The 20316-nt window shown below is 75.1% G+C and carries 19 protein-coding genes; 9 read left to right on the top strand and 10 right to left on the bottom strand.

Annotation, left to right across the window (positions count from 1 at the left end; translation table 11 throughout):
- Positions 1-7 precede the first annotated feature (7 nt).
- Positions 8-763 (bottom strand): sulfite exporter TauE/SafE family protein, encoded by a 756-nt coding sequence (locus tag QBL21_RS34625; protein WP_407566166.1) that lies wholly within the window; start codon positions 761-763, stop codon positions 8-10.
- 155 nt (positions 764-918) lie between these two features.
- Here QBL21_RS34625 and QBL21_RS34630 point away from each other — a divergent pair, with 155 nt between their 5' ends.
- The 4 genes from QBL21_RS34630 to QBL21_RS34645 all read left to right on the top strand — a co-directional run bounded on the left by QBL21_RS34630 (position 919) and on the right by QBL21_RS34645 (position 5094).
- Complete coding sequence (locus QBL21_RS34630) at positions 919-1809, top strand: LysR family transcriptional regulator (RefSeq protein WP_407566167.1); 891 nt, start codon at positions 919-921, stop codon at positions 1807-1809.
- Between the two features lie 136 nt (positions 1810-1945).
- On the top strand, positions 1946-2557 hold the full coding sequence (locus QBL21_RS34635; RefSeq protein WP_407566168.1) for a LysE family translocator: 612 nt from the start codon (positions 1946-1948) through the stop codon (positions 2555-2557).
- Positions 2558-2559: 2 nt separating this feature from the next.
- Entirely contained in the window at positions 2560-3318 is a 759-nt protein-coding gene (locus QBL21_RS34640; protein ID WP_407566666.1) for a B3/4 domain-containing protein, read from the top strand.
- Between the two features lie 93 nt (positions 3319-3411).
- Complete coding sequence (locus QBL21_RS34645; RefSeq protein ID WP_407566169.1) at positions 3412-5094, top strand: PLP-dependent aminotransferase family protein; 1683 nt, start codon at positions 3412-3414, stop codon at positions 5092-5094.
- 23 nt (positions 5095-5117) lie between these two features.
- Here the strand turns inward: QBL21_RS34645 and QBL21_RS34650 are convergent, their stop codons facing one another.
- The 4 genes from QBL21_RS34650 to QBL21_RS34665 all read right to left on the bottom strand — a co-directional run bounded on the left by QBL21_RS34650 (position 5118) and on the right by QBL21_RS34665 (position 10644).
- Entirely contained in the window at positions 5118-6320 is a 1203-nt protein-coding gene (locus QBL21_RS34650; protein WP_407560493.1) for an IS110 family transposase, read from the bottom strand.
- Between the two features lie 829 nt (positions 6321-7149).
- Entirely contained in the window at positions 7150-7935 is a 786-nt protein-coding gene (locus tag QBL21_RS34655) for an ABC transporter permease subunit (protein WP_407566170.1), read from the bottom strand.
- Positions 7936-8029: 94 nt separating this feature from the next.
- A complete protein-coding gene (locus QBL21_RS34660; RefSeq protein ID WP_407566171.1) occupies positions 8030-9706 on the bottom strand; it encodes an ABC transporter permease subunit in 1677 nt (558 codons plus the stop codon).
- Positions 9703-10644 carry an ABC transporter ATP-binding protein gene (locus QBL21_RS34665; protein ID WP_407566172.1) on the bottom strand — a complete coding sequence of 314 codons (942 nt, stop codon included), beginning with the start codon at positions 10642-10644 and terminating at the stop codon, positions 9703-9705. Before QBL21_RS34665 ends, QBL21_RS34660 begins: the two co-directional genes overlap by 4 nt.
- 143 nt (positions 10645-10787) lie before the next feature.
- Between QBL21_RS34665 and QBL21_RS34670 the strand changes: the two genes are divergently transcribed.
- The 3 genes from QBL21_RS34670 (at position 10788) to QBL21_RS34680 (ending at position 13676) form a co-directional block, all read left to right on the top strand.
- Entirely contained in the window at positions 10788-12239 is a 1452-nt protein-coding gene (locus QBL21_RS34670) for a sensor histidine kinase (protein WP_407566173.1), read from the top strand.
- The gene (locus tag QBL21_RS34675; protein ID WP_407566174.1) at positions 12236-12940 is read left to right on the top strand and encodes a response regulator; all 705 of its coding nucleotides are present in this window, start codon (positions 12236-12238) and stop codon (positions 12938-12940) included. Before QBL21_RS34670 ends, QBL21_RS34675 begins: the two co-directional genes overlap by 4 nt.
- A gap of 64 nt (positions 12941-13004) precedes the next feature.
- Positions 13005-13676: an HAD family hydrolase gene (locus tag QBL21_RS34680; RefSeq protein ID WP_407566175.1), complete on the top strand. Its 672-nt coding sequence runs from the start codon at positions 13005-13007 to the stop codon at positions 13674-13676.
- Positions 13677-13739: 63 nt separating this feature from the next.
- On the opposite strand, the gene QBL21_RS34685 is transcribed toward QBL21_RS34680, so the two are convergent.
- The gene (locus QBL21_RS34685; protein ID WP_407566176.1) at positions 13740-14297 is read right to left on the bottom strand and encodes a GNAT family N-acetyltransferase; all 558 of its coding nucleotides are present in this window, start codon (positions 14295-14297) and stop codon (positions 13740-13742) included.
- Positions 14298-14361: 64 nt separating this feature from the next.
- Complete coding sequence (locus tag QBL21_RS34690) at positions 14362-15282, bottom strand: LysR family transcriptional regulator (protein WP_407566177.1); 921 nt, start codon at positions 15280-15282, stop codon at positions 14362-14364.
- A 73-nt stretch (positions 15283-15355) separates the two neighbouring features.
- Between QBL21_RS34690 and QBL21_RS34695 the strand changes: the two genes are divergently transcribed.
- Positions 15356-16411: a DMT family transporter gene (locus QBL21_RS34695; RefSeq protein WP_407566178.1), complete on the top strand. Its 1056-nt coding sequence runs from the start codon at positions 15356-15358 to the stop codon at positions 16409-16411.
- Positions 16412-16433: 22 nt separating this feature from the next.
- Positions 16434-17804: a serine hydrolase domain-containing protein gene (locus QBL21_RS34700; RefSeq protein ID WP_407566667.1), complete on the top strand. Its 1371-nt coding sequence runs from the start codon at positions 16434-16436 to the stop codon at positions 17802-17804.
- Positions 17805-17983: 179 nt separating this feature from the next.
- Here the strand turns inward: QBL21_RS34700 and QBL21_RS34705 are convergent, their stop codons facing one another.
- The 3 genes from QBL21_RS34705 to QBL21_RS34715 form a co-directional block, all read right to left on the bottom strand.
- Positions 17984-19138 (bottom strand): winged helix DNA-binding domain-containing protein, encoded by a 1155-nt coding sequence (locus QBL21_RS34705; protein WP_407566179.1) that lies wholly within the window; start codon positions 19136-19138, stop codon positions 17984-17986.
- A gap of 129 nt (positions 19139-19267) precedes the next feature.
- Positions 19268-19720: a GNAT family N-acetyltransferase gene (locus tag QBL21_RS34710; RefSeq protein ID WP_407566180.1), complete on the bottom strand. Its 453-nt coding sequence runs from the start codon at positions 19718-19720 to the stop codon at positions 19268-19270.
- A 119-nt stretch (positions 19721-19839) separates the two neighbouring features.
- Positions 19840-20301, bottom strand: coding sequence for a MarR family winged helix-turn-helix transcriptional regulator (locus tag QBL21_RS34715; protein ID WP_407566181.1), 462 nt, complete (start codon positions 20299-20301; stop codon positions 19840-19842).
- Positions 20302-20316 lie beyond the last annotated feature (15 nt).

A 20316-nucleotide genomic window follows, 5' to 3' on the forward strand; every position in this document is an offset into this window, starting at 1 on the left:
CCCGCCGTCAGCGGATGATCATGATGAGGGCGGCCGTGGTGCCCACGGCGACGATGATCGTACGCATCAGGGCGGGCGTGAGCTTGCGGCCCAGGTGCGCGCCCAGGAAGCCGCCGAGCGTGGAGCCGATGGCGATGATGCCGGCCGCGGTCCAGTCGACGTCGGTGACGATGATGAAGACGATCGAGGCGACCCCGTTGACGAGGGCGGCGAGGACGTTCTTGACGGCGTTGAGGCGCTGGAGGTCGTCGCGGACGAACGTGCCGAACAGGCCCATGAGGATGACGCCCTGGGCGGCCCCGAAGTAGCCGCCGTAGACGCCCGTGCCGAGGACGCCGAACCACATCGGGGTGCCGCCGTCCTTGTCGTCGTCCTCGCCGCGCCGGGCGAGGCGGCGGCTGAGGACGGGCTGGAGGAGGACCAGCGCGCAGGCCGTCAGGATCAGGACGGGGATCACGGCCTGGAACGCCTCGGCCGGCAGTTGCAGGAGCAGCAGCGCACCGGCCAGGCCGCCGAGGAGGGAGGCGGTGCCGAAGCGCAGTATGCGGCTGCGCTGGCCGCGCAGCTCGCGGCGGTAGCCGTAGACGGCGCCGGCGACGCCGGGGACGAGGCCCACGGTGTTGGAGACGTTCGCGAGCACCGGGGGGTAGCCGAGGGCCAGGAGCGTGGGGAAGGTGATCAGGGTGCCGGAGCCGACGACCGCGTTCATGCCGCCGGCGACGAGTCCGGCGCCGGCGAGCGCGACGGCTTCGAGCGGTTCCACGGCGTCCCTCGTTCCGTAGGTCGTCGGGGCGGTCGGTCGGTCGCGTTCCGGGCGGGCCGGGTGCGCGGTGAAGATCGTGTCATCGTGTGCGCGGCGATCCGCCCAAGTCAATCCGCGGGTGTCCTTGGGCGTCCCCAAGGGCTAGCTTGACGCGCATGACTCTGGACGACCTGCGGGTGTTCGTCGCGGTGTGCCGGGCGGGGAGCCTGAGCGCGGTGGCGCGGGAGCTGGGCTGTACGCAGTCCGCCGTCAGCCAGCACGTCAAGCGGCTGGAGCGGGAGGTCGGCCTCAGCCTGGTGGAGCGGCATCCGCGCGGCGTGGTGCCCACGCACGCCGGGGAGCTGCTGCGCGGCGCCGCCGCCGAGGGCATCGGCGGCGTGGACCAAGCGCTGCGGCGGCTGCGCGACCTGGCGCGCGGTGACGGCGGGTCGGTGCGGGTAACGACGGGGGCGACGACCGTACGGCACTTCATGTCGGCGGCGGTCGTCGCGTTCCGCGAGCGGTATCCGCAGGTGAGCCTGGAGTTCCAGACGGAGAACTCCAGCCGCGGCTGCGTCGCCGCGCTGGCCGCGGGTGGCGCCGACCTGGCGTGGATCACGATCGCCGCGCCGGTACGGGGCGTGGAGCTGCGGCGCGCGGCGGAGCTGCGGTGGGTGCTGGCCGTACGGGAGGACGATCCGCTGGCGGACCGGCCGGCGGTGGGGGCGGCGGACCTGGCGGCGGTGCGGCTCATAGGTCTGCCCGGGAACTCCAGTTCGCGGGCACATCTGGAGGCGTGGTTCGCGGAGTCGGGGGCCAAGCTGCCGGCGTTCGACACGTCGGTCGCGGACTGGGACACGGCGATCCTGCTCGCGGAGCTGGGCCTCGGGTACGCGGTCGTACCGGAGCTGCCCGGGTGGCGGCACGGGCGGCACCCGGGGGTGCGGCTGGTGCCCGTCCCGGATCTGCCGCCGCTGTGGGCGGGGTGGGCGGTGCGGCGGTGGGCGGCGCTGTCGCCGCTGGCCCGGACGTTTGCGGACATGGTGGCGCAGGAGGTGGAGGCGTAGGAGGTGGAGGCGTAGGAGGGCACAGTAGTTATGGACCGGTGATCTCTCCCCTCTTTGGCTCTGCCGGTCAGGCCATCGGTGGGCGAGGGTGGGTGACGTTCCGCTGTACCGCATCGTCACCGCCGGAGGCCGTCCCGTGAGCATCGCCTTTCTGCTGACCACGCTCGTCGTGGTCGTCACGCCGGGCACCGGCGTGGTCTACACACTCGCCGCCGGGCTGTCCCACGGCCGGCGCGCGAGCGTGGTGGCCGCGTTCGCCTGCACGCTCGGCACCGTCCCGCACGTCGTCGCCACCGTCACCGGGCTCGCGGCGCTGCTGCACGCCAGCGCCGTGGCGTTCGAGGTGGTGAAGTACCTGGGCGTCGCCTATCTGCTGTACATGGCGTGGTCGACGCTGCGCGACAAGCAGGCTCTGGTCGTCCAGGACGACGCGGCGGCAGGGCCGCAGCCGGTGGGACGGGTGATCGTCTCCGGCGTGCTGCTGAACCTGCTCAACCCGAAGCTGACGATGTTCTTCGTCGCGTTCCTGCCGCAGTTCGTGCCGGCGGGCCAGGAGGGGTCGGTGGCGGCGATGCTGCGGCTCAGCGCGGTGTTCATGGGGCTGACGTTCGTGGTGTTCGCGGCGTACGGGATGTGCGCGGCGGCCGTACGCGGGCACGTGCTGGGCCGGCCGCGGGTGATGGCGGCGATCCGGCGGGTGTTCGCGGTGTCGTTCGTGGGGCTGGGCGCGAAGCTGGCGGTGGCGTGACGATGCGGTTCGGGCATGCGCGGGAGCTGCGGGCGGACTTTCCGGAGCTGGCGGCGGGGGCGCTGTACGCGGACTTCGGGGGCGGTGGTGCTGCCGGGGCCGGCGGGGGCGGTGGTGCTGTCGGCGGGGGTGGCCCCGGTGGGGGCGCTGAGTGGGAGGCGCGGGTCGCGGCGTACACGGACGTCGCGCGGGGGCGGCTGGCGGCGGGCACGGAGGGGGAGTTCCCCGAGGTACGGGCGTGGCGGCGGACGTACACGAAGCTGGGGCTGCGGCCGACGCAGTACCGGTGCGCGTCGGAGTCGCTGCTGCGACGGCTGCGGCGGGAGGGGTCGCTGCCGCGGATCCACCCGGTGGTGGACCTGTGCAACGCGGTCTCCGTGGCGTACGCGATCCCCGTTGCCGTACTGGACGTGGACCGGATCGCCGAGCCGTGGCTCCAGGTGCGCCGCGCGGGCGGCGACGAGACGTACACGACGTTCGGCGGCGGGACCGAGCACCCGGTGCCGGGGGAGGTGACGTTCGCCGACTCGGCGGGGCGCGCGCACGCCCGGCGCTGGACGAACCGGCAGAGCGGTTATTCGGCGGTCGGCGCGGAGACGCGCAGGGTGCTGGTGGTGGCGGAGGCCATGCACGGGACGGCCGCGGCGGATGTGGCGGAGCTGGTCGGTGCGGTGGAAGGGGAGCTGGAGCGCCTGTGGGGCGTGGCGCCGAAGGCGGCGCTGCTGACGGAGGGGGCGCCGGAGTTCGTCTTCGGGGAGTGACTCGTCGTCATGCCGGGAGTGAGCGGGCCGTATGGAGCCGTGGCCGCCGGGCCGCGGAGGGGCGTTGTCAGTGGCGCGTGCCACGATGGCTCCATGAACGGGGTGGAAGAGCAGACCTCCGAGAGGTCCAAAACGTACGGGTCGGATTTCCTCCAGCTCGACGTCGGTGACGCGCCGGCGGGCGGGATGGCGGACTGGCTGGCGTGGCGGCTGCGGGAGGCGATCGCGGACGGGCGGCTGGCGGTGGGCGGCCGGCTGCCGCCGACGCGGGTGCTGGCGGCGGAGCTGCGGGTGTCGCGCGGGGTGGTCACGGAGGCGTACCGGCGGCTGACGGAGGACGGGCACGTCGAGGGGCGGCGGCGCGGCGGGACGGTGGTGGTCGCGGCGCCGGTACGGGCCGGGTCGGCGGCGGGATCCGGGGGGCCGGGATCCGGGCGGCCGGGGTCCGGGGGGCCGAGATCCGTTGGGTCGGGGCGCGGGGGACGGGGTTCGGGAGACCTGGGTGCGGGCGCGCGGGGCGCCGGAGGGCCGGATCCGGGAGGCCCGGGTCCGGGCTCACGGGGCTCCGGCGGGCCGGGGTCCGAGTGGCCGGGACCGGGGCGGCCCTCCGTGTTCTTCCCGCCCGCGCCCGGGCCCGACGCCTTCGACGCGCTGCGCGGCGCCCCGGCCCGGATCGACCTCACCCCCGGGCTGCCGGACCTCGCCGCGTTCCCCCGCGCCGCCTGGCTGCGCGCCGAGCGCGCCGTCCTCGCCGAGCTGTCCGCCACCGACCTCGGCTACGGCGACCCGCACGGCACCCCCGCGCTGCGCCGGGCCGTCGCCGGCTGGCTCGCCCGCAACCGCGGCATCCGCACCGACCCCGACGACGTCGTCATCGTCGCCGGCACCGCGCAGGCGCTGACCCTGCTGCACCCGGTGCTGCGCGCCGACGGCATGGAGGCGGTGGCGCTGGAGGACCCCGGTTCGCTCGGTATGCGCCAGCATCTGGAGAACGGCGAGCTGGACATCCTCCCGGTGCCGGTCGACGCCGACGGCATACGTGTCGACGCGCTGCGCGCCACCGGCGCCCGGGCGGTGCTGCTCACCCCGGCGCACCAGTTCCCGACCGGCGCGGTGCTCAGCGGCGAGCGCCGCCGCGAGCTGCTGCGCTGGGCGGAGGACGGCGGCAGGCTCGTACTCGAAGACGACTACGACGCCGAGCACCGCTACGACCGGCCGCCGGTGCCCGCGCTGCGCGCGATGCTCGCGGAGCGGGTCTGCTACATGGGCAGCGTCTCGAAGCTGCTGGCGCCGGCGCTGCGGGTCGGGTGGGTCGTACCGCCGCCGGGATACCGGGACGCGCTGGTCAACGCCAAGCGGTTCACCGACCTCGGCAACGCGGTGCTGCCGCAGCTCGTCCTGGCCCGGCTGATGGAGTCGGGGGAGCTGGAGCGGCACCTGCGGCTGCTGCGGGGGCGGCACCGGCGGCGGCGGGACGCGATGATCGCGGCGGTCGCGGAGCACCTGCCGGGCGCGGTGGTCCACGGGGCGGCGGCGGGACTGCACCTGACGGTGACGTTCGACGGGCCGGGCGGGAGGGCCGGCGCGGGGTTGGCGGGGGTGACCGATACGGAGCTGGCGGCGGCGGCGCTCGGCTGCGGCGTCAAGGTGCAGCCGCTGTCCTGGCACCGGCTACGGTCCGGCCCGCCGGGCCTGGTCCTGGGATACGCGGCGAGCCACCCCGACGCGGTGACCGAGGGGGTGCGGCTGCTGGGACGGGCGCTGCGAGATAGGTAGCGGGGGTGCCTCTATGTTTTTCGTCAAGCGAGGCGTGGGGTTCGGGGTTCGTAGAAGGTGCCGTCGCGGAGGATCGCGAACAGCACGTTGATCCGTTGTCGGGCCAGGCGGAGGAGGGCCTGGGTGTGGGTCTTCCCCCGTGCCCGGCATCGGTCGTAGTAGGTGCGGGAGGCGGGGTCGTGCAGGGCGGCGAACGCGGACAGGAACATCGCGCGTTTGAGCTGCCGGTTGCCGCCTCTGGGCGCGTGTTCGCCGTGGATCGAGGTCCCCGACGACTTGGTTGTGGGGGCGAGGCCGGCGTAAGAGGCCAGGTGGGCGGCGGTGGGGAAGCTGGTGCCGTCGCCGACGGTGACCAGCAGCGTGGCGGCGGTCCTGACCGCGACCCCCGGAATCGAGGTCAGGACCGCGGAAAGAGGGTGAGCCTCCAGCAGCTGCCCGATCTGTGCTTCCAGGGCTCGTCGCTGTCCGTGGACGGCGGCGAGCGAGCGGGCCAGGGACGGGATGACGACGTCGAGGGTGCCGGTGCCCGGGACGACGACGGTCTGCTCGTCGAGCGCGTCGAAGACCTCGTCGATCAGCCGCTGGGCCATGCGCGGGGCCTTGGGCCGGATCACCTCGACCAGCCTGCGACGACCGGCTTTCCGCAGGGTGGCCGGGGATCCGTAGCGTTCCAGCAGCCAGGTCACGGCAGGGTGGTCCAGGCGGGGGCCCAGGACGCGTTCCAGGCTGGGGTGGAACTGGGTGAGCAGGCCGCGTATCCGGTTGGAAGTGCGCGTGGCCTCGGCCGCAAGGTCCTGGTCGAAGCCCACCAGCACGGTCAGCTCGGCGGTGATCTCGTCGGTGAGCTCCAGCGAGCGCAGGGTGTGTGGCATGGTCCGTGCGGCGTCCGTGATCACCGCGGCGTCCTTCGCGTCGGTCTTCGCTTCGCCCGGATAGAGATCGGCGATCCGGCGCATGGACAGGCCGGGCAGGTAGGCGACCTTGCAGCCGGCGTCCCGGGCGACCGTCAGAGGGAGGGCTCCGATGGAGGCGGGCTGGTCCACGATCACCAGCACGGTGCCGAACTTCGTGGCCAGTTTGTCGAAGACGGCCCGCAGCTTCGGCTCGCTGTTAGGCAGCTGCTTGTCGAAGACCTTCTTGCCGGCCGGTGTGAGTCCGTGCCCGTGATGGGCACTCTTGCCGACGTCCAGGCCGAGGAAAACGCCCACGTCGTCGATGTCGTCCAACCCATCCTCCCGAACAGGGTTCGTGCGGTGCTGGCCAGGGCGTTGGCGTCGTATGCGCGCATCCACGTTATGCAGACCTGCCGCCCGCAAGGCGGCCGGGCATTGCACCAGGCCAGGCGGTAGTCGGACCTCTCATCAGCGTCTCCAACGGCGCCTCTCGGGCCCGGTGACACCACCCCCCAGGTCATCCGTTCGACAGGGGGGAACAGTCATGCCGGACCCGGAGGCCAGCGGCCCTCTTGCAGGACCGCGAAGAAGATAACGGGGGAGCGGGCCGGGCAGGGGCGGGGGGTGCTCGACGAGAGGGGTGGTGAGGGCGTGGAAGAGAAGGGCGGCCCGGTCGTGGCCGCCGGGGACGGCGTGCGGCTGTGGGCCGTGCGGCAGGGGGACGGCGCGATACCGGCGGTGTTCTGCCACGGCGGGCCTGGGCTGTGGGACACCCTGGGCGACGTCGCGGAGCTGCTGGCCGGGGCGGCGACCTCGTGGCGGGGTTTCTGGACGGGGTGCGGGGGTGAGGGGCGTAGCACCGGGTGCGCCGGATGCGAGGGCGTAGCGCCCGGGGCGCCGCCTGCGGGGGCTTGGCGCCGGATGCGCCGACTGCCGAGGCGTAGCACCGGATTTGCCGACGCCGGACGTAGCACCGGGTTCGCCGAAAGCGCCCGGGTGCAGCGCCGGATGGGCCGGCGTCGGACGTAGCACCGGATTCGTCGGCTGCCGGGATGTAGCGCCAGCTCCGCCGCCTGCCGGGGTGTAGCCGGGCCGCCGGTGTCGGGCGCGGAGCCGGTGCACCGCCTCCGCGCCCGCAGTCGGCTTCGCCGCCGGCTCCGCCTCAGGCGTCCCGGCGGTGCAGTGCCGTCGCGCCCAGTGCCAGCGCCGCCGCCGACCACGCCGCCAGCACCCCCAGCCCCGCCCACGGCCCGATCGGCAGTTCCGCCGTGCCCACCGTCGACTGCACGGCAAGACCCGCCGACGTGGGCCCGTACCGCTGGAGCCGCTCCACCCACTCCGGGTCCGCCAGCATCCCCGCGACCAGCGGCGACGCGTACAGCACGCCCAGGCAAGCCGCGACCGCCCCCGCCGTGTCCCGCAGCGCCGCGCCCAGGCCCAGCGACAGCAGCGCCACCAGCACCAGGTACAGCGCCGTCCCGAAGCCGGCCCGCAGCACCGGCCCCGCCCCCAGGTCGTACGAGTCGAAGCCCGCCGGTACCAGCGCCTGCCCCGCGAGCAGCGCGCCCAGCACCCCCGCGCCGCCCGCCACCAGCACCGCGGCGCCGACCACGGCGGACTTCGCGGCCAGTAGGCGCAGCCGGCCGGGCACGGCGGTCAGCGTCGTGCGGATCGTGCCCGTGCCGTACTCCGCCGTGAACGCCAGCGACGCGAGCACCGCGACCGCCGCCTGGCCGGCCCACACGCCGGCCAGGCTGGTCTTCACGACGTCCTCGCGGCAGCCGTCCGGCGGGCAGTGCGCCGTGGACAGCCCGCTGACCGCGCCCGCGCCGACCGCCGCGGTGACGGCGGCGACGGCGAGGAGGAGCCACCATGTGCTGGGGACGGTGCGCAGCTTGGTCCACTCGGCCCGCGCGGCGTACGCCGCGGCCCGTACGCCTTCGAACACCGGCCCGTCCCCCGGCGCGTACCGCGGCCTCAGCGTGCCCCGCGACTCCCGCGGTCCCCGCAGCCCGTCACGCCCCTCATGTCCCACACCCCCCTCAAGCATCGCGCCGCCTCAGCCGCCACACCGCGAGCGCCAGCGCCACCGCCGCCCACACCGCCAGCACCCCGAGCCCCGCCCACGGCCCCTGCGGCATGCACCCGTCCTCCGGCAGGCACACCGTCTCCACCTGCCCGTACCGCGGCGTCGTGCTCTGCACCCCGAACCCCGCCACCGGCGTCACCCGGAACAGCCACTCCACCGCCCCCAGCGGCAGACCTCCGCCCAGCACCAGCGGCAGCACGAACAGCACCACCACGATCGTCACCGCAGCCGCCGTGTGCCGTAGCAGCGCCCCCAGCCCCAGTGCGAACAAAGCCACCAGCGCCACCAGCAGCCCCGTGCCCACCACCGCCCGCAGCGCCGGCCCGTCGGACAGCGACACCTCCGGGAACTGCGGCGGCCGGTGCCCGCCGGAGCGCAGCGCCTGCTGCCCCACCAGGAACGACACCACCGCGCCCGCCAGCCCCGCCGCGAACGACACCGCCGCCAGCACCGCGCTCTTCGCCGCCAGCACCCGCCCGCGCCGCGGGCCGGCCGTGAACGTCGTACGGATCATGCCGCGCTTGTACTCGGCGGTGATGAACAGCACCCCCAGTGCCGCGAACGCGATCAGCCCGACCTGCGCGCCCGCCAGGCTCATCCACGTCAGGTCCGCCACGGGCGGGCGCGGGCCGATGTCGCCGGAGCCGGTGACGGTGAAGGTGCCGCCGGAGCGCTCGGTGCCGCCGACCGGGCCGTTCGCCGCCGCCGGGCCGGATACCGGCCCCACGGCCTCGTCCCGCCACGCCGCCGCGCCGGACCCGCCACCGTCGCCGCCGCCGTCCTCTTCGAGTCGTACGTGGTCGAAGACCCCCGTCGCCTCGCTCGGCCCCGTCCCGATGCTCAGCGACCCGAACGACCGCTCCACCTGCACCGTCTCCGGCGCCGCCACGAACAGCCCGGCGCGCGCCGTCCGCGGCAGTCCGGCCGCGGAGACGCTGCCGACCTCGTCCCAGCGTTCGCCGTCGGCGGAGCGGTAGCCGGTCAGCCGGTCGCCGTCGCGCGTCAGGCGCAGCCACACCGCGGCGTCACCGTCCACACCACCACCGGCGGTGTCGTGCTCGAACCCGTGCTGGAGCCGCACCCCGTGCTCGGCGGTGCGCATCAGCGCCACGTACGGACTGCCCGGTTCCGTGTCCGCCTTCACGATCACGCCGGCCTTCGCCCACGGCGCGTCCGTGCCCGTGCCGAGCGTCAGATCCGTCACGCGCGCGGTGACGCTGCCGTCCCCGCCCAGCGGCCGGTGCACGAAGCGGAACGAGTCCGCCACCCGCGGCGCCGCCGCTTCCTCCTTGCCGGAGGCGCCCGCGTCGCCCGACGTGACCACATCGCTGCCGCCGGCCGACACCAGCGACACCAGGACGGTCACCACCATGCCCGCGAGCAGCGTAAGCAGCCAGCGGTCGATAGTGCGCAGTTTCGTGAACTCGGCGTGCAGCAACTGCCGGAACCCGTCACGCGCGGGCGGCAGCTTCGAACGGTACGGGGCCACACCCCCGGCGCCCGCCCGCACCCGCGTCGCCGTACCGCCGCCGTCACCTTCTCCCGTACCGCCGCCAAGCTCGGACCCCGCACCGGCACCCGTACCGGCACGGGCACCGGCACCCGGGTCCGTACCCCCGCCCCCGCTCATCGCGGACCCTCCCCCTCCGGCTCGGCGGCGAACTCCGCCTCGCCGCGCGTCAGCTCCATGTACGCCTCCTCCAGCGACGCCCGGTGCGCCGCGAGACCCGAGAACGGCACCGCCCCCGCGCCCAGCAGCTCCGCCACCCGCTCCGCCGGCAGCCCCGACACCGTCAGCGACTCCCGGCCCGTCGCGGCCACCGTCGCCCCCGCCGCCGACAGCACCGTCATCGCCCGCTCCCGCGCCCCGGTGTGCAGCGCGACCCGGTTGTCGGAGGCGGCGGCCAGCACCTCGGCCACCGGCATGTCGGCGACGAGCCGGCCGCGGCCGATGACCACCAGGTGGTCGGCGGTGTCCTCCAGCTCGCTCATCAGATGGCTGGAGACCAGCACCGCCCGCCCCTCCGCCGCCAGCCGGCGCAGAAAGCCGCGGATCCAGCGGATGCCCTCCGGGTCCAGGCCGTTGACCGGCTCGTCGAAGAGCAGCACCGGCGGATCGCCGAGCAGCGCGGCGGCGATGCCGAGGCGCTGGCGCATGCCGAGCGAGTAGCCGCCGGCCCGCCGCCGGCCCGCCGCGGCGAGACCGACCTGCTCCAGCAGCTCGTCGACGCGGCGCGGCGGCAGGCCGTGCGAGTGCGCCAGCCACAGCAGGTGGTCGCGCCCGCGCCGGCTGGGGTGCACGGCCGCCGCGTCCAGCGCGGCGCCTACGTGCTGGAGCGGGCGCCGCAGCGCCGCGTACGGACGGCCGCCGACCAGCGCGCTGCCCGCGTCGGGGGCGTCGAGGCCCAGGACGATGCGCATGGTGGTGGACTTGCCGGCCCCGTTGGGGCCGACGAACCCGGTGACCTGACCCGGGACGACCGTGAACGACAGGTCGTCCACGGCGGCGACCGGCCCGAAGCGCTTGCGCAGCTCCCGGACCTCGATGGTTGCTTCTGACGCTGCCATGGTCAGGAGGCTACGAAGCGGGCGGCGGGCGGGTCGTCACGCGGGGGAGGAGTCTTGCGGGCGGCGGCGTAGCTCGTGTGGGGGAGGCGGCTGTCCGGAGCACGAGGGACGCCGGGAGGGGCGGACGCGGGGAGAATGGCGGCGTGACGGAAGCACGGGGGGAGTGGACGGGGGGTACGGACGGGACGCGTGGTGCGGACGGTCCGTACGACGCGGACAGTCCGTACGGCGCGGACGGCGCGGACGGCAGAAGCAGGGACCGCGCGTACGCGAAGGACGCGGCAGACCCGCCCCACCCGGACCGTACGAGCCACGCCACAACTCCCCCGCCCCGCCGCCACACCCCCGCCGCCGCCCGGCTCCGCCGGCTCGCCGCCTCGCCCGACGGCCCCCTCGCCGCCGCCGCGGTCCTCGCGCTCCTCGCCGCCGTCGACGCCGTCCTGCGCGCCGGCGCCGGCGACCGCCTCACCGCCGCCCTGCTCCTCGCCTTCGGCGCCACCGCCCCCGTCGCGCTGCTCCGCACCCACCCCACCCCGGCCGCCGTCCTCGCCACCGCCGCGAACGCCCCGCTCGTCGCCCTCCTCGGCGCCCCCGTCGCCGCCGGCGTCGCCGCCCAGGCACTCCTCCTGCACCGGCTCGCCCGCCACGGCACCCGCCGGGTGCGCACCCTCGCCGTGCTGCTCGTGCTGCCGCTCGCCGGGTACGCCGTCGGCGACCCCGGCACCGCCGCCGGGGGCCGGCTCGGCGACGCCGGGCGGCTGCTCGCCGTAGCCGCCGCCGTGCTCCTCGCCGCCGCCACCGCGACCGGCCTCGCCCGCCGCGCGCGCAGCGCCGCCGCCGCGCACAGCGCCACCGAACGCGCCATCGCCCACACCCTCTACGAGCACGCCGCCCGCGGCGAACGCGCCCGCATCGCACGCGAACTCCACGACGTCGTCGCCCACCACATCTCGATGATCTCCGTACAGGCCGAGACCGCCCGCCTCACCACCCCCGGCCTCCCCGACGAAGGCGCGCGCCGGCTCCGCGACATCGGCGACACCGCCCGCACCGCCCTCACCGAGATGCGCCGCCTGCTCGGCGTGCTGCGCGAAGACGCCGGGGCCGCCCCCGCGGAACGCCGCCCTCCGCCCGGTCTCGCCCAGCTCAACGAACTCCTCGACGGTGCCCGCGACGCCGCCGGCGCCGCCGTCCGCCTCATCGTCAGCGGCGCCGTACGCCCCCTCGACACCGGCATCGAACTCACCGCGTACCGCATCGTGCAGGAAGCCCTCACCAACGCCCGCCGGCATGCCCCCGGCTCCGCCGTGGACGTGGAACTCCACTACGCCGACGCCGCCCTGCGCCTGCGCATCCGCGACAACGGCCCCGGTCCGCGCCTCGGGGCCGCGGGCGCCGGCGGGCACGGGCTGGTCGGCATGCGCGAACGCGCCGCGGCAGTCGGCGGCGGGCTGCGCAGCGGGCCCGCCGCGGGCGGCGGCTTCCTGCTCGAAGCAACCCTCCCGGCACAGACGCGAACGGGCACGGGCGCGAACCGCGGAGGGGACGGCAAGAGCAACAAGGACGACGAGAGCGACAAGGGAGCCGCGGCATGACCGGCCGGGCGGACACCGCCCCCGTGCGCGTCGTCGTCGCCGACGATCACGAGGTCGTACGCGCCGGCTTCGCCGGACTCCTCGCCACCCAGCCCGACTTCGACGTCGTCGGCACCGCGTACGACGGCGCGGAGGCCGTCCGCGTCTGCCGCGCGCGGCGGGCCGACGTCGTCCTCATGGACGTCCGTATGCCCGGCGTCGACGGCATCGAGGCCACCGCCCGGCTCACCGCGGACGCCCCTCATCCGAAGGTGCTGATCCTCACCACCTTCGACCTGGACGAGTACGTCTACGACGCGCTCGCCGCCGGTGCCAGCGGCTTCCTGCTCAAGGACGTCACCGCGGAGCAGCTCTTCGACGCCGTGCGCGTCGTCGCGGCCGGCGAGGCGCTGCTCGCGCCGGCGGTGACGCGGCGGCTCATCGCCGAGTTCGCGCGGCTGCGCTCGTCCCGGCCGGAGCGGGGCGGCGACCAGGACGGGCCGGGCGCGCCGCTGGCGGCGCTGACGCCGCGCGAGACGGAGGTGCTGCGGCTCCTCGCCGAGGGGCTGTCCAACCCCGAACTGGCCGCGCGCCTGCACGTCGGCGAGGAGACCGTGAAGACGCACGTCAGCCGGCTGCTGGCCAAGCTCGGTCTGCGCGACCGAACGCAGGCGGTGGTCATGGCGTACGAATCGGGCCTCGTCGTCCCCGGCACCCGCTGACGCCGGCGGCCCCCGCCGGCTACCACCGCGGCCCGGCCGCCGCCCCTCGGCTAGCCTCGTGACCATGCCCGGAGCCATCGAACTCGTCATATTCGACTGCGACGGAGTCCTCGTCGACTCCGAGCGCATCGCCGCCGCCGTGCAGGTCACCGTCGGCGCGGAACTCGGCTGGCCGCTCACCGAAGCCGACGCCGTCGAACTCTTCATGGGCAAGTCCCAGGAATCCGTCGGCGCCATGGTCGTCGAACGCCTCGGCCCGGGCACCGACGAGACCTGGCGCACCCGCTACTACGAGGAGTTCTTCGCCGGCCTCGACCGCCTCGAAGCCGTACCCGGCGTCGTCGAGGCGCTCGACGCCATCGCCGCCGCCGGCCTGCCCACCTGCGTCGCGTCCAGCGGCGGCCACGAGCGGATGCGCCGCACCCTCGGCCGGACCGGGCTGTACGACCGCTTCGCCGGACGCATCTACTCCGCCGCCGACGTCGGCGGGCGCGGCAAGCCCGCGCCCGACCTCTTCCTGTACGCGGCGCGGCAGATGGGCTACGCGCCGCAGGCGTGCGCGGTGGTGGAGGACAGCCGCTACGGCGTGCAGGCGGCGCGCGCCGCGGGCATGCGCGCGTACGGCTTCACCGGCGGGCTGTCACCGGCGGACTGGCTGGCCGGTCCCGGCACGGTGCTCTTCGACGACATGCGCAAGCTGCCGGCACTGCTGGAGGCAGCCGGAACGGCGACCTGACGGGGCGGGACGGGGCAGGACGCCCGATCGGGGCGAGGGGGCCCGTACGCCAGGGAATCGCCGCTACGCCCCTCCATCCTTGACCCACTCGGCCGCCAGCACCGACCACACCTCGGTGTCCTGCCGCACCCCCCGGTACGGGTACCTCGAACGCAGCACTCCGTCGCGGCTCATGCCGAGGCGCTGGGCGACCTTGATGCTCGGGGTGTTCTCGGCGGACACGTACCACTCGACGCGCTCCATGCCGCGCTCGCGCACCGCCCAGTCGATGATCACGCGCACCGCGCGGGTGACCAGCCCGCGGCCGGCCGCCGCGGGCTCCAGCCAGCAGCCGGCCTCGCAGGAGCGCTGCTGGGCGTCGAAGACGCGGAAGAGGACGCCGCCGACGAGGAGGCCGTCGAGCCAGATGCCGTAGAGGCGGCCGGTGTCGGCGGCGGCCTTGTCGGCGTACGACTGGAGCCAGGCGCGGGCGGAGTCGAGGTCGGCGGCGGCGTCGGGGAGGCCGACGTGGCGGCCGATGAACTCGCGACCGCGGTCCATGTGGGCGAGGAACTCCTCGGCCTGCCACGGCTCCAGCGGCCGCAGCTCGGCACCGTCGTCCCCCAGGGGTATCGCGAACATCCGGTCCTCCAGTGGCTGTGCTCGGTACCGTGATCCTCGCACGGGACGGAAGCGGCCCCGCAGGTCACCCGCCCGCCGCGGGCCCCGCCAGCGCCGCCCGCGCCGCGTCCCCCAGGGCCGCCACGCAGGCCCGCACCGCCGGGCTCTCGCCCCGGGTCCGCCAGGCGGCCTGCACCGTGCGCCGCACCACCGGCCGCACCGGCACGAACCGCACCCCCGGCGGACACGGCCGCTGCGCCATCTCCGGTACGAGCGACACGCACAACCCGCCCCGCACGAGCGCGAGCTGCGTGGCGTACTCCGTCACCTGATACCGCACCTCCGGCTCCAGACCCACCTCGCGCAGCGCCTGCGTCAGCCCCTCGTACGGCTCGGTGCCGACCGGGCAGCTCGCCCACACCGCCGCCTCCAGCTCGGCGAGGCCGACGCGCTCGCGGCCCGCCAGCGGATGCGCGTCCGCCACCGCCACCTGCACGTCCTCGACCACCAGCGCCCGCGCCGCCAGCCCCTGCGGCAGCCGGATGGGCCGGCTGCTCCAGCTCTCGATCAGCAGCAGGTCCAGCTCCCCGCCGGCCAGCCGGGGGACCAGCTCGACGACCTCGCCGTCGACGACCGTGGGGGCCAGCCGCGGGTGCGAGGCGGTGAGCGCCGTCAGCACCTCGGGCAGCAGCGCGCGCAGCGAACTGCCCACGCCGCCGAGGCGCAGCGGACCGAGGATCTCGTCCTGGAGATCGGCGAGATCCGCCTCGGCCTCGGCGACCTGCGCGCAGACCCGCGCCGCATGCGCGGCGAGCACCTTGCCGGCGTGGGTGAGGCGGACGCTGCGCCCGTACGGCTCCAGCAGCCGGTGCCCGGACTCGCGCTCCAGCTTGGCGAGTTGCTGCGAGACGCCGGAGGCCGTGACGTGCAGCGACTCGGCGGCGCGGGCGATGGTGCCGTGCACGGCGACGGCGTCGAGGGCGCGCAGGCGCTCGATACTGAACACCAAGCGATGCTAACGCTTTCGGCTAACGAATCATCGCTTTTTCTTGGGAGACCGGGCAGGCAGAGTGAGAAGCATGCGAGTCGACGGGGGCGACCGGCCCGACCACGGCGATATACCACCCCCCACCCACCCACTGCCTCCGGACAGCACCTCACTCCCCGACGACCTACGGGGCGCCTCCACCGCCCCGGGACTCCTGAACCGCCTGGCCACCCCGGTCGCGATGGTCATCGGCGGCTCGGCGTGCATCTCGCTGTCGGCGATGTTCGTGAAGCTCTCCGACGTGAACGCCGGCACCGCCGCCTTCCTCCGCTGCGCCCTGGCCCTGCTGCTGCTCGTCCCGCTGGCGGCGGTCGAACTGCGCCGCCTCGGACCACGGGCCCGGCGCCCGGTGCTCACCGACCTGGCGGCCGGACTGCTGCTCGGCGTCGACTTCGTCTTCTGGGCGGCCAGTATCAGGGACGTCGGCGCCTCCATCGCGACCGTGCTGCTCAACATCCAGGTCCTCGTCTTCCCCCTGCTGGCGCGGCTGCTGACCCGTACGCCGCTGCCGCGCGGCTTCTGGCTGACCGCCCCGGTGCTGCTCGCCGGGGTGGCGCTGGCGGGCGGCGCGATCGGCGATCCGGAACCGGGCAGCAGCCCCGTCACCGGCATCCTCTACGGCACGGCCGCCGGCGTCGCCTTCGCCGGCTACCTCTTCCTCACCCGCCTGGGCGGCGCCGCCGGCCCCCGGAGCCCCCGCGGACACATCGCGGTGCCGGTGTGCACCGCGACGTTCTCCGCCGGCATCGCCTCCGGCATCCTCGGCGCGCTGTGGACCGGCATCGATCCGACGCCGGACCCCGCCGCCCTCGGCTGGCTGGCCGCGATGGCCGCCCTCGGCCAGGTCCTCGCCCTCCTCCTCATCACCCCCGCCCTCCCTCGGCTCGCCCCGGCCACCGGGGCGGCCCTGCTCCTGCTGCAACCGGTGCTCGCCATCGCCACCGCCGTCGCCTTCCTCGGCGAGCGGCCCACGGCGACGCAGTACGCCGGCTGCGCGCTGGTGACCGCCACCGTCTGGTACGCCACCCGCGTCGCCGGCAGCCGCGGCGCCGAAACCCCCGCGCCCCGCGCCGCGGGCCGCGGCTAGGCTGCGCCCCATGCCGCGCCCCTTGCCGCCGAATGACGACGCCCTGCTCCCCGCCACCGACCGGGCCCTGCGCCACCGGCTCGCCGTCGCGCAGCGCGAGGGCCGTACGCCGTCGCTGGTCGCGGCCGTCGTACGCGACGGGGAGCCGGTGTGGTCCGGCGCCCGCTCGATGATCGACGGACACGAGCCGACGTCCGGCACCCAGTACCGCATCGGCTCGATCACCAAGACGTTCGTCGCCGTGCTGGTGCTCCGGCTGCGCGACGAGGGCCTCGTCGACCTCGCCGATCCGCTGGGGAAGCACCTCCCCGGCACTCAGGCTCCCGCGGTGACCATCGCCCAACTCCTCTCTCACAGTTCCGGTATCGGTGCCGAGCCCCGCGGCCCCTGGTGGGAGCGGACCCCGGGCACGCTCCGCCCCGAGGTCGGCGAACTCTTCGACGGCGACCCCGCCCGCCACCCGGCAGGCCGCCGGCACCACTACTCCAACCCCGGCTTCGCCTACCTCGGCGCGCTCGTCGAGGCGCTGCGCGGCGCACCGTGGGGCGAAGTGCTGCGCCGCGAGCTGCTGGAGCCGCTGGGGCTGCGGCGTACGACGCTGCTGCCAAAGGCCCCGCACGCCGGCGGCTTCGCCGTCCATCCGTGGGCCGACGTCATGCAGCCCGAGCCGCTGCACGACACCGGCCGGATGGGCCCCGCGGGCCAGTTGTGGTCCACGGCCGGCGATCTGGCCCGCTTCGCGGCCTTCCTCGTACGCGGCGACGACCGCGTGCTCTGCGCCGAGACACTGGCGGAGATGCGCACCCCCGCCGTGGCCCCCGAGGCGGCGTCCTGGGACAGCGCGTACGGACTCGGCATGCAGCTCATCCGCCGCGACGGCACGCTGCTCGCCGGCCACACCGGCTCCATGCCCGGCTTCCTCGCCTGCCTCCTTTCCGACATCGACGAGGGCGTGAGCGCGGTCGCCCTCACGAACGTCACTTCCGGCGTGTCCGTCTCCGGGCTCGCCGGCGACCTGATCGGCACCGTGGTGCGGCACGAGCCGCGCATCCCCGAGCCGTGGCGTCCGCTGGCCGCGGACGCGGTGGATCCGGAGCTGCTGGCCCTCACCGGGCCGTGGTACTGGGGCGCGAACCCGCACGTGCTGCGGCTGAAGGAGGACCGGTGGCTGGACCTGAGTCCGCTGGCCGGCGCGGGCTACACCTCGCGCCTCCGCCCGGAGGCGGACGGCACGTGGACGGCGGTCGACGGCTACTGCGCCGGTGAGACGCTGCGGGTGGAGCGGTCGGTGGACGGCGAGGTCTCCCACCTCGACCTGGGCACCTTCGTCTTCACCCGCGAACCGTACGACCGGGACGCCCCCGTCCCCGGCGGCACCCGAGGCTGGACCTGACGGAACCGCCCCCGGACGGCTGCCCCAACCTGCCCTGGCCCGGCAGTGAGCGACTACCGACTGCCGCCCCACAGCCCTCGCCCCAACAGCGACCCCGGGCGGCTCCCCCACAGCCCCCGACCCTCCAGCCCTCGGGCCTCACACCCCCTGCCCCGACCGCGCCCTACGCCGACCGCGCCCTACGCCGACAGCTCCTTCTCCAGCGGCGTGCGGAACCTCGGCGTTATTCGGGCGTCGCCCACCCACGCCGCCAGCCGTTCGGCCTCCGCGGCCACCGCCCGTTCCGCCTCGCCGCCCACGTCGGTGAGCATCCGCCACACCACCTCTCCGTCCTGCCGCTGTGCCCAGCCGCCGACGACTTCGCCGTTCCACCACACCGTCGGCCCCACGTTGCCGCTGCCGTCGAACAGCGCTTTGCGGTAGCCGGCGTCGAGGTGCCAGTCGCGTTCCTTCCAGCCCATCGGTGTCGGGTCGAGCCCCGGGAGCAGCGCCGCCCACGGCTCCGGCTCCGCGACCGGGTCGGTGTCGTCCGGCAGCACGTACCCCGCGCCCTCGTCCAGGTCCACCGCCACCGCACCGGTCGCGGCCAGCGCCTTGCGCGCGGCGGTCTTCGTCCAGCCGGTCCACCACACGAGGTCCGCTTCGGTGGCCGGCCCGTACGCGTACAGCCAGCGACGGGTCAGCTCGGTCTGGGCCTCGGCGACGTCCATGCCGCCGAAGTCCTCGCCCGGCGCCCAGCGGAACTGGCTGGACGTCCACGACCCGCGCGGGTATCCGCGGCGTATGTGGCCGTCGCAGGCCAGCATCCGCAGCACGCGCGTGGCCACGCCCTGCTGCGTCTCCTGCCGGGTGCCGGGAAAGACCGTGATCTTGGTGCGCAGCAGCGGCTCGGCGGCGGATATCTCGCTGCCGGTCGCCTCGCCCTTGTCCTTGAGCACCGCCAGCGCGGCGGCTTCGGCGCGCTGGAGCCACGCCTCGTCCAGGCCGTTCGAGCCCTTGAGGTGCTTGAGGAAGGTGGCGCGCTCGCGCGCCGCGATGGCCCGCGCCGCCGCGGCGTCCACGACGGGCGCCAGCTCGCGGCTGACCGCGAAGAGCGTGCGCCGCATGGACAGCAGCTTCACCAGCGCCACGTCCTCGTAGAGCGCGCGCTCGACGGGCGTGACGCCCGGCTCCCTCATGCGCGCGCAGGCGGAGAGGAAGACGGTCGCCGCGTCCGTCGCATGCAGCGCGACGACCGCGTCCGCCGCCTCGACGGGTGAGGCCGCCCGGGCGGTCGGCGCCAGTGCGTGCCGCACCCCGATCCGGGCTCGTCGCTGCTCTGTCGTGATCTGCATAGTGGCAGTATGCCGAAGCCCGCGCCGGCCCGCTCGGGCCTGTGGATAACTTTGGATCTTCCCCCTGGACACCTCTCTGACCAGGCGATAACCAGGGACACGTCACGCAAGAGACGAGCAGCGCGAGGGCTACAGCATCCGCTTGAAGCCCACGTGCGACGCCGCGAACCCCAGCCGCTCGTAGAAGCGGTGCGCGTCCGTGCGCGTCGCGTCGGACGTGAGCTGCACGACCGCGCACCCCTGCCGCCGCGCCTCCTCGACCGCCCACTCGATGAGCTGCGTGCCCAGCCCGCCCCCGCGCTCGTCGCGGTGCACCCGCACCCCTTCGATGAGCGCCCGCGTCGCGCCACGCCGCGACAGCCCGGGGATGACCGAGAGCTGGAGCGTGCCGACGACGCGGCCGTCGCGTTCGGCGACGGCGAGGTGCTGCCCGGGGTCGGCGTCGATCCGTGCGAAGGCGTGCTCGTACACGGCGGGGTCGTCGGGGGTCTCGCGGGCGGCGCCCAGGGGGTCGTCGGCAAGCATCGCCACGATGGCGGGGACGTCGGCGGCCGTCGCGTGGCGCATTTCCAGGTCGCTCATGCAGCCGACCCTACGCGTGCCCCCGGGGCTCCCCCATGCCGTACGAGCCTCCGGAAGCGATAGGGCACCGAAGCAGCGAAGCTCCCAAGAGCCCGGGAGCAACCTCGCGCCCGCTTCTCCTACCTCACGTACGCCGGCGGGGACTCCAGCTTCTCGACCGCCGATACCAGCGGCGCCAGCTCCGGCCGCTTCGCGGCCTCGTCCAGCGCGGCGCGCAGCGCGACCTCGTAGCCGGGCCTGGCCTCGGCGAGGAGGCGGCGGCCGGCCTCGGTGACCTCGGTGTAGATGCCGCGGCGGTCGTCCGGGCAGAGGTAGCGGCTGAGCAGACCGCGGTCTTCGAGGCGGGTGACGAGGCGGGTGGTGGCGCTCTGGCTGAGGACGACGGTGTCGGCGAGCTGGTTCATGCGCAGGTGGAAGTCGTCCTGGCGGCCGAGGGCGTCCAGTACGGAGTACTCGCGGGCGCTGAGCCGGTGGGCGCGCTGGAGCGTGCGCTCCACGTGGGTCTCGATGCGGGCGTGCAGGGATGCCAGGGCCGACCAGCCCCGGGCCAGTTCGTCGAGCTGCTCGGCTGTGGCCGCCATGAGCGCCTCCGCGTC

The organism is Streptomyces sp. 184 (assembly GCF_045781775.1).
Taxonomy (GTDB): Bacteria; Actinomycetota; Actinomycetes; order Streptomycetales; family Streptomycetaceae; genus Streptomyces.

What these genes read in the sequence shown, in the direction of transcription:
- QBL21_RS34630 (WP_407566167.1), top strand. Translation starts at nt 919, where the DNA reads ATGACTCTGGACGACCTGCGGGTGTTCGTCGCGGTGTGCCGGGCGGGG.
- QBL21_RS34640 (WP_407566666.1), top strand. Translation starts at nt 2,560, where the DNA reads ATGCGGTTCGGGCATGCGCGGGAGCTGCGGGCGGACTTTCCGGAGCTG.
- QBL21_RS34645 (WP_407566169.1), top strand. Translation starts at nt 3,412, where the DNA reads ATGAACGGGGTGGAAGAGCAGACCTCCGAGAGGTCCAAAACGTACGGG.
- QBL21_RS34660 (WP_407566171.1), bottom strand. Translation starts at nt 9,706, where the DNA reads ATGAGCGGGGGCGGGGGTACGGACCCGGGTGCCGGTGCCCGTGCCGGT.
- QBL21_RS34665 (WP_407566172.1), bottom strand. Translation starts at nt 10,644, where the DNA reads ATGGCAGCGTCAGAAGCAACCATCGAGGTCCGGGAGCTGCGCAAGCGC.
- QBL21_RS34675 (WP_407566174.1), top strand. Translation starts at nt 12,236, where the DNA reads ATGACCGGCCGGGCGGACACCGCCCCCGTGCGCGTCGTCGTCGCCGAC.
- QBL21_RS34680 (WP_407566175.1), top strand. Translation starts at nt 13,005, where the DNA reads ATGCCCGGAGCCATCGAACTCGTCATATTCGACTGCGACGGAGTCCTC.
- QBL21_RS34685 (WP_407566176.1), bottom strand. Translation starts at nt 14,297, where the DNA reads ATGTTCGCGATACCCCTGGGGGACGACGGTGCCGAGCTGCGGCCGCTG.
- QBL21_RS34695 (WP_407566178.1), top strand. Translation starts at nt 15,356, where the DNA reads ATGCGAGTCGACGGGGGCGACCGGCCCGACCACGGCGATATACCACCC.
- QBL21_RS34705 (WP_407566179.1), bottom strand. Translation starts at nt 19,138, where the DNA reads ATGCAGATCACGACAGAGCAGCGACGAGCCCGGATCGGGGTGCGGCAC.
- QBL21_RS34710 (WP_407566180.1), bottom strand. Translation starts at nt 19,720, where the DNA reads ATGAGCGACCTGGAAATGCGCCACGCGACGGCCGCCGACGTCCCCGCC.
- QBL21_RS34715 (WP_407566181.1), bottom strand. Translation starts at nt 20,301, where the DNA reads ATGGCGGCCACAGCCGAGCAGCTCGACGAACTGGCCCGGGGCTGGTCG.